Here is a 7,689-nt window from a genome sequence, read left to right as displayed (position 1 = left end):
TCGACAACCGCATTCTCACAGTTTCTATTTTTGGTTCAATCCTACCACTTTAAGACCAAAAACTGTCTACAGTATTGTTTTAATATACCTTCAGTTAAAGAGCTGGATTACTTAGTGTTTCACCCGGATGTCACATTTTTTGTTGGAGAAAATGGTACTGGTAAGTCTACCTTAATCGAAGCCATTGCGGTTGCTTTGGGGTTTAACCCTGAAGGTGGAACCAAGCAATCAACTTTCACTACAAGCCGAACACATTCAGACCTTCACCAATATTTAAAATCAATTAAAAGTTTTAAACGACCTAAAGATGGTTATTTTCTTCGGGCAGAGAGCTTTTATAATTTGGCAACCTTTATGGATGATATGGGATATCTAAAGGGTTATGGAGGTAAATCCTTACATGAACAGTCCCATGGTGAATCATTCATGGCCACTTTAACTAACAAACTTAGGGGGAATGGCCTGTATATTATGGATGAGCCTGAGGCGGCGCTATCTCCAGCTCGCCAAATGGCTGCAGTGTCTGCGATTCATCAATTGGTAGAAGAAAACTCTCAGTTTATTATCGCTACCCATTCACCTATCCTGCTGGCATACCCCAGATCAAAAATTTACCAGTTTACCGAATCTGGTATTTATGAAGTAAAATATGAGGATACAGAGCATTATGTTGTAACAAAGGACTTTTTAAACCGACATGAGCAAATGATGCGTATTTTAATGGAAGAGTAATATATACATCCCCTATTAAAGTTACTGGAAACAGTTAGGTCAGGGTAATGATAGTAAAATAGGCCACTACTGCATAACGTACTGACTTACCAATGAGTGTCAGCAAAAAGAATATCCAGAATCTGACTTTCATTAACCCTGCTATGAAGGTTAGAGCATCTCCTACTATAGGAGCCCATGCCATGAGTAATGACCAAACACCATACTTTTGAAACCAGTGTTGAGCCTTAGAAAGCTGCTTCTGCTTAAATGGAAACCACCTATGATCCTGGTAGTGCAGAAGATATCGTCCTAAAATCCAGTTTACTACTGCTCCCAGAGTATTACCTGTTGACGCCACCAACCAGATCAGAAGCCAGGCTTTGGGCTCTTTAAGTAATTGAGCGGCAACTAGCACTTCTGAATAAAATGGCAGTATTGTTGCTGCCATAAATGCGCTGAAAAAAATTAGCAGGTAATCCAACAAGCTTATATCCCTAGGCCAAATGGTTAGAAAAGAAGCTCACCATTGTATAATGGCTGTGCGTTACAGATTTAACTATACAATACTTGAGTGAGCTCCTATGTATCAATGCTTTATTCAAGCATTTTGTACATACTTTTCGAATAAAAGTAGTTTGTATTGGCTGTTCGTCTGCTTTTCAGTCACTAGACTGAATAGGTGTGGTTTAAATTTGATCATTAATAGCTTTCTTGCTTAGTGAGTCAAGAACTGAAAGCTTTTAAATTAAGACCAAGGTACTCGCTTAGTTTGAAAGCTCCCTAAATCAGGGTCTATTATTTGCTATTAGCCCGTTATAGGAGACAGCAAATGAATGAAAAGTATAATCTGCCAAAGATTATTATTCTTGGCATATATTTTCTTTACCTAGACTTTAGGCAAGCTGTTCAAGCGTAGCGTTGACGCGACTGCTCAAATTAGAGTGGAGAATGATTGGAGGTATTATGCTGTTAGAAGGTTCATGTCATTGTGGTTCAGTTAAGTTTACAGTTAGTTCTGCATATCCGTATCCATTTAATTTATGCTATTGCTCAGTATGTCGAAAAACTGCTGGAGGGGGAGGATTTGCGATAAATTTAAGTGGTAGGTATGAAACACTAATAATTGAAGGAAAAGAGCATACCAGTATTTATCATGCCATCATAGATGGGAAAGAAAGTCCTGCAGAAAGACATTTTTGTAAGCATTGTGCTAGTGCACTATGGGTTTATGACTCGAGGTGGCCAGAATTAGTCCATCCGTTTGCATCAGCAATTGATAGTGAACTGCCTATACCTCCAGAAAGAACACATTTGATGTTGCGTAGTAAAAGTAGCTGGGTAGAGGTTGAAAAAAAACCAAACGATAAGTGTTTTTCTGAATATCCTGAAGAAAGCATTGCCCAATGGCATAAAAGACTGAGTCTTGAAAAATAAACTAATGTTGGGCCAGCATTATATAACCCTTGAGCAAGCATTTCGAGCGGGATATGAGTCTAGAGTTTGGTTGAGTGCAAACTATAAAGAGCTGATTATTAACTTACAGTTAATAATTTCAATCGCTTTGGTTTCTGTACTGGCATTTTGGGGCAAGCTACCATTAACTAGTAAGTATGAATAATCAGCAGTTATTATAGTAGGGGGCATCAAATTAGCTGCATTGCACCTGGTTATGATTTTTACACTACACTTGAAATAATACTATTAGTATCAACAGATGATACTTTTAAGTTAAACAACTTATTGATTGACAGAGACCAGACTTTTCTGAAAGATATTTTGCTTTAAAGAAGAGTACTAAGGTCACTGAATGAAGCTGGTTCGAAATCTAATACTATTGTTTTCTCTAATGCCCCTCTTAAGTGCTGCTGGAAAATTGGATGTCATAAGAGGTATATGGTTATTAAAAAAATAATAAATAAGTTAATTGTAGGGTGCGTCGTAGTTTTTCTTACTCTGGCCTTAGTCACTCTTTACACTGTTGGGGCACAACTTATTCGTCCAACTCCAAGTAACATTATTAAACCTGAAATAAGCTTGCCATTATCAACAGTTAGTTTTAGAGGTGAGGGTAATATTCAGCTTAAAGGATGGTTGGTAAAGAATCCCGTTTCCAATGCGGGTGTGTTATTAATGCATGGTAATCAAAGTAATCGCTTATCTATGTTATCAAGAGCCAAGTTTCTATATCAGGCTGGCTATTCAGTGATGTTATTTGATTTAAGGGCGCATGGTGCCAGTGATGGGGAATATAAAACATTTGGGTATTTAGAAACGAAAGATGCAGAGCTGGCCATTCGCTTTTTTAAGCGGCAAGCCAATCTTAAAATAGTAGGAATTATTGGCACATCTTTAGGTGGTGCGGCCACTGTATTAAGTGACATGCCATTACCAGTTGAAGCAATAGTTATAGAGTCTGTTTACCCAACGATTGAAAAAGCAATTATTAATCGACTTACTGCTCGAATGGGGAAGTGGGGAGCTTACTTTGAGCCTCTGCTCTCTTATCAATTGCCATTGAGGTTGGGGATTAAGGCGACAAATTTACAGCTAGTAAAAAAGGTTGGAAATATTATGAAGCCCTTCTTAGTTATTGGTGGGGAGCAAGATACTCGTACCACACTAGAAGATACACAGTGGTTGTATAATAATATCAACTCATCCTCAAAAAGCTTATGGATTGTTCCTGGGGTTGGTCATGCCAACTTTCATCATGTAGTAAAGGCAATCTATGAAAAGCGTGTATTAACATTTTTATATCAATATTTGCCTATAAATTCAAAGTAATAACAAAGAGGTGGCAATGAATGACAATTAGAAGAATAGTATTAACTGTATTTTTTTCACTATATTCCATAACAAGCCTTTCTCAAGAATGTGTAGTATTACTGCATGGTCTTGTGAGAACTGCAAGTTCTATGGAAAAGCTTGCAATTGAACTCAGCAAAGTAGGCTTTTACGTTGTCAATATTGATTATCCCTCAAGAGATAAACCTGTTGAGGTGCTAGCTGAAATAGCTGTCTCAGAAGGCTTAAAGCAGTGTAAAAAACAGAATGCTATTCCTGTGAATTATGTCACTCACTCACTGGGTGGTATATTAGTACGTCAATATTATCAGCAGCATACACCAATGCACGTCAAAAGAGTTGTAATGTTAGCTCCTCCTAATCAAGGAAGTGAAGTAGTTGACAACTTAAAAAATGTACCTGGCTTTGGCTTGATAAATGGTCCGGCTGGTAGGCAGTTGGGCACAGATAAAAATAGTATTCCTAGTCAGCTTGGACCAGTAAATTTTGAGCTAGGGGTTATTGCAGGTACACAATCAATAAACTTAATATTATCAACCTTTCTACCCAATCCTGATGATGGTAAGGTTTCAGTAGAGCGCACCAAAGTAGAAGGTATGTGCGGCTTTATCGCATTACCCACCACACATCCTTTTATCATGAGCAATAACTTGGTCATAAAAGAGGTAAAGAACTACTTAAAGAATGGTAAATTTGAAAGTAAATCAGCAGTATCTAGCTGTTAATGTAAAGGATGTTTGCTACTTTAGGATTAGTTTATGCTATTAAAAAGCCTATGCACAAAATCTGCACATAATTTACTTGTTTTAACCATGAAATCTGCACATATAAAAAATAGTATTGAGTGACTGAAAGTCCACTTCGAGAAAACTGAAAAATCGTTCTATTTTATGGTTAAAAAAATAATTAAGTATGAGTTAATATTAATAGTTCTACTGGCAACAGTGAATATTTATTTTCAACTAATGCCCCTTAAAGACTTTATTGCTGAACCAGCACATGCACCACCTCTAGGCATGAAATTTATCCCTTACTGTTCGAATGGAGATTTATCATCATTCACTGAAAAGGTGGGGGGAGAGGATGTCTGCTTGGCTGATCATCCAGGTGAAAAGGCTAAGGTTGGTATTTTTGTAATGAGTATTTTATTACTGATAATATTCCCCTTTTTATTGATGTTTGCTTTAATAGTGGTTCGGGGTCTAAGCCGAATAAGGGCTAAAAGGCTTGGAAATATCACTAAACAATAAGGTTTTAGAATGAAGCATTTTCTTGTATTGGTTGTTATAACTGTTCTATCAGGATGTAGTGACGATACTAGTAGCAGCTACACTTCATATGCTGAGGCAAAACAAGATAAACTATTTGCACGAGGCTGGCTACCTGATATTCTGCCTACAACAACAGTAAATATTACAACCAAAAATAATCTAGACATTAATACCTCACAAGGTAATTTCACTATACCTTTAAACGACTTAAAGCAATTTACCAGAGAGTTGAGCTTCATTAAAAATAACCATTATTGCTTCTTTGATAATAACAGTACAAGTAAAGCCAGTTGGCAGTTTCTGATAGATGCTGAATCAGGATATGTTGAATACACCTATAGCCCGAATAATGAAGCTTGTTCGATCGAGTAATCGTTGACAATAGGTCCTGCTTATTGAGTCCATAGTGGTTTATGCTGATAAGACGGGTCCAAAGATTTTGAACAAATGTATGTACTCTCTGACAAAAAAGGGAGCATGACACTCCCCCAGTGTAAGGACTTTATCGCAGGCAAGTTACATTCATTGCATAGGATGGTCCCAAACTTGGGAGTATCATTTTTATCTACACACTAGAATTATGGCGTTCAATATCAGGCAGCTATGTTGAAGTTACTAATAAGGCTTAGTAGCAATAGTGATTTCGCCAGGTAAGTACATGGTACTCCCCACATCGTTCAGTTGTATACGCTGGTGCTTTAGTAAGGTTTTAGCTTGTCGTTGTGCCGCTAATATATCATCCATTGCATGGCTGGCATTTGAAAAATATTCCTTTTCAGCTGTTTTCGAGCAGATCGTATATTCAAAAGTAGTGTTGCACTCAATGGTTTTAAATCCTACCTGTGTTAATAAATCGTAAAATTCATCCTTCAATAGAAAGTATCGGTTAGCTACAGCATCCATTGCTCCTATGAGTTTGTCTTTTACATTGGTTATTTTCGTAAATTCCTTACGTTCTTGGCTATCAGTAAACAAAAAACCAAGATTGATAAAAAGCCCACCAGGCTTAAGTGCTTTAAATACACTATAGTAAAGTTGATGTTGATTTTTTAAAGGAATTTCATGGTTACCACTTTTGATTACCACACGGTCGAAGCTAGCTTTAGGTAGTTGTTTTCCAGACTCAAGGTCGGTCATGGTTAGTACGTCCCCATTTACTATATAAACGTTATCCTTATGAAGAGTTGAGCGAGCTAAATTTGTTTGAACAGATGAATACTCCAATAATGTAAAGGTTGGTAACTCAATATTATGTGTTACACAGTAATTGATCATACGGTGAGTTAGGTTACCGTTTCCTCCCATTGCATCCAGTACATTTGCAGCTGATTCAAGCTGTAGCATATCAATAAATGCGTCTAGAAAATAATCACTGAACCCGTTAATTCGATCTTGATTATATTGACCAACTATATCATAAGCTTTTATCGCTGTTGCACTAGCAAGAGAAGAGAGCGTGTTCATATTTTATGTCCTTATTAAGTAAGCATTTAGCCTTTTGTATAATATCAGTAACTGATGACAGAATAAGCACCTGATAGTAGTAGCAATAGCCCTATCAGAGACTTGCTGTTGAAAGAGTGTTGTGCGACCCTCAACCAGCCAAAATGGTCAATAATAATACTGGTAATCATTTGGGTAACAATTGATAGCACAACAGTATTTGCCACTCCAATGGTTGATGAACCTAATGCCATCATAGAGATCACGGTTAATGAGCATAACACTGAGAGTAGTCCCCAAATATATACTTTTTGAGGATGAAAAATATGGAGTTTTTGACGACTAAATATTTTATAGAAAACCAAAAAACATAGAAGGTTTTCGATAAAGTTAAGCCAAGTTACAAAGACCATATCATTTGTCTGCTGCAAAAGAGAAGCATTGGTAGTGGATTGGAGTGAGCTGAATATGCCTGAAAGAAAACATAGCAAGCAATAAATCATGATAGTTTTTTGGGAGAAACTTTGTTTGGCTCGCACTCGTAAAATAAATAAGGTCCCAATAACAGCCAGTCCTATTCCTACAACCTGTAAAAAGCTGATTAACTCTTGTAGCATTTGAAACCAACCAAAGTGGTCAATAACTGTTGCAGATGTTAATCGTGCTGTTATAAAAACAGCCAATGTTTTACCAATGCCAAGTTTTGCAGGAGTGATAGTCATAACCACTACAGTTACAGTTCCATAGAGTCCCCCTAGAAAGCTCCATAAAGGAATTTCTTTTAACTTGGCTAGGTATACCGTTGAAAAAAGCAAGTAAATACTTGTTAAAACAACTGCTCCTAGGAGAAAGTTAAGCAATATGGCGAATCCGGCGCGTCCTGTATATTGAGCTATAAAGTTATTCACTCCTGGGAGTAAGGCAATACCAACGCCACCAAATAATGGTGCCAAGTAAAAAATAAATTCCATTTTAGAGAACCATTTAATTTGTTATGTGAGGGTCATGTACAACAAATGAGAGAGATTAACTCACTGGCTAAAGAGCTTAAAGGGGTTTTTGGCTGGCATCAAGTCTGAGTAGTACTACTTGCTCAATATATTATTGCATTGGTGAAAGCTCGATTGACTTACCTGACTCAAGTGGTATACATCTTTTATGGAATGGCCTTATCTACATCCAATTATAAACGCCTTCAGCGATTTTTAAGAGAGTTTAATGTAGAGGCGACTCATCTAAAGCATCATGAATGACTATACCCAATGCGAAGGGTTTTTTTTGGTGAGGCCATCAAGTGACGAAGCCCCATGAGCCTATATTAATAGGTGATTGGTGTGACAGTTAAATGCTCCATGCATTAACTGCATTCCCACCATCCTTGGCATTTAATTACCCACAAATTTGGGCTAGCTCAAAGCCTGCCTTCAGTTCATATAGTCTATTAAGACCACGCCAA

General features: G+C 37.2%; 10 protein-coding genes. 7 read left to right on the top strand and 3 right to left on the bottom strand.

Annotated elements, in window-relative coordinates:
- Window positions 1-732: AAA family ATPase (locus tag ORQ98_RS28360; protein ID WP_342455240.1), on the top strand; the 732-nt coding region annotated here is incomplete at its 5' end.
- 34 nt (window positions 733-766) lie between these two features.
- On the opposite strand, the gene ORQ98_RS28355 is transcribed toward ORQ98_RS28360, so the two are convergent.
- Window positions 767-1,162 carry a YqaA family protein gene (locus ORQ98_RS28355; RefSeq protein WP_274692197.1) on the bottom strand — a complete coding sequence of 132 codons (396 nt, stop codon included), beginning with the start codon at window positions 1,160-1,162 and terminating at the stop codon, window positions 767-769.
- 515 nt (window positions 1,163-1,677) lie between these two features.
- Here ORQ98_RS28355 and ORQ98_RS28350 point away from each other — a divergent pair.
- The 6 genes from ORQ98_RS28350 to ORQ98_RS28325 all read left to right on the top strand — a co-directional run bounded on the left by ORQ98_RS28350 (window position 1,678) and on the right by ORQ98_RS28325 (window position 5,162).
- Entirely contained in the window at window positions 1,678-2,148 is a 471-nt protein-coding gene (locus ORQ98_RS28350) for a GFA family protein (protein ID WP_274692198.1), read from the top strand.
- Window positions 2,138-2,332: a hypothetical protein gene (locus tag ORQ98_RS28345; RefSeq protein ID WP_274692196.1), complete on the top strand. Its 195-nt coding sequence runs from the start codon at window positions 2,138-2,140 to the stop codon at window positions 2,330-2,332. Before ORQ98_RS28350 ends, ORQ98_RS28345 begins: the two co-directional genes overlap by 11 nt.
- A gap of 275 nt (window positions 2,333-2,607) precedes the next feature.
- A complete protein-coding gene (locus tag ORQ98_RS28340) occupies window positions 2,608-3,498 on the top strand; it encodes an alpha/beta hydrolase (protein ID WP_274692195.1) in 891 nt (296 codons plus the stop codon).
- A gap of 20 nt (window positions 3,499-3,518) precedes the next feature.
- Window positions 3,519-4,244 (top strand): esterase/lipase family protein, encoded by a 726-nt coding sequence (locus ORQ98_RS28335; protein ID WP_274692194.1) that lies wholly within the window; start codon window positions 3,519-3,521, stop codon window positions 4,242-4,244.
- 165 nt (window positions 4,245-4,409) lie between these two features.
- Window positions 4,410-4,769, top strand: coding sequence for a hypothetical protein (locus ORQ98_RS28330; RefSeq protein ID WP_274692193.1), 360 nt, complete (start codon window positions 4,410-4,412; stop codon window positions 4,767-4,769).
- Window positions 4,770-4,778: 9 nt separating this feature from the next.
- Complete coding sequence (locus tag ORQ98_RS28325; RefSeq protein WP_274692192.1) at window positions 4,779-5,162, top strand: YbbD-related protein; 384 nt, start codon at window positions 4,779-4,781, stop codon at window positions 5,160-5,162.
- A 243-nt stretch (window positions 5,163-5,405) separates the two neighbouring features.
- On the opposite strand, the gene ORQ98_RS28320 is transcribed toward ORQ98_RS28325, so the two are convergent.
- Window positions 5,406-6,254, bottom strand: coding sequence for a class I SAM-dependent methyltransferase (locus tag ORQ98_RS28320; protein ID WP_274692191.1), 849 nt, complete (start codon window positions 6,252-6,254; stop codon window positions 5,406-5,408).
- Between the two features lie 44 nt (window positions 6,255-6,298).
- Window positions 6,299-7,204, bottom strand: a complete 906-nt coding sequence (locus ORQ98_RS28315) for a DMT family transporter (protein WP_274692190.1) — start codon at window positions 7,202-7,204, stop codon at window positions 6,299-6,301.
- Window positions 7,205-7,689: the final 485 nt, after the last annotated feature.

It is taken from the genome of Spartinivicinus poritis (assembly GCF_028858535.1).
Classification (GTDB): Bacteria; Pseudomonadota; Gammaproteobacteria; order Pseudomonadales; family Zooshikellaceae; genus Spartinivicinus; species Spartinivicinus poritis.
This window is presented reverse-complemented; position numbering and strand designations above follow the sequence as displayed.

What these genes read in the sequence shown, in the direction of transcription:
- ORQ98_RS28355 (WP_274692197.1), bottom strand. Translation starts at nt 1,162, where the DNA reads ATGGCAGCAACAATACTGCCATTTTATTCAGAAGTGCTAGTTGCCGCT.
- ORQ98_RS28350 (WP_274692198.1), top strand. Translation starts at nt 1,678, where the DNA reads ATGCTGTTAGAAGGTTCATGTCATTGTGGTTCAGTTAAGTTTACAGTT.
- ORQ98_RS28340 (WP_274692195.1), top strand. Translation starts at nt 2,608, where the DNA reads ATGGTTATTAAAAAAATAATAAATAAGTTAATTGTAGGGTGCGTCGTA.
- ORQ98_RS28335 (WP_274692194.1), top strand. Translation starts at nt 3,519, where the DNA reads ATGACAATTAGAAGAATAGTATTAACTGTATTTTTTTCACTATATTCC.
- ORQ98_RS28330 (WP_274692193.1), top strand. Translation starts at nt 4,410, where the DNA reads ATGGTTAAAAAAATAATTAAGTATGAGTTAATATTAATAGTTCTACTG.
- ORQ98_RS28325 (WP_274692192.1), top strand. Translation starts at nt 4,779, where the DNA reads ATGAAGCATTTTCTTGTATTGGTTGTTATAACTGTTCTATCAGGATGT.
- ORQ98_RS28320 (WP_274692191.1), bottom strand. Translation starts at nt 6,254, where the DNA reads ATGAACACGCTCTCTTCTCTTGCTAGTGCAACAGCGATAAAAGCTTAT.
- ORQ98_RS28315 (WP_274692190.1), bottom strand. Translation starts at nt 7,204, where the DNA reads ATGGAATTTATTTTTTACTTGGCACCATTATTTGGTGGCGTTGGTATT.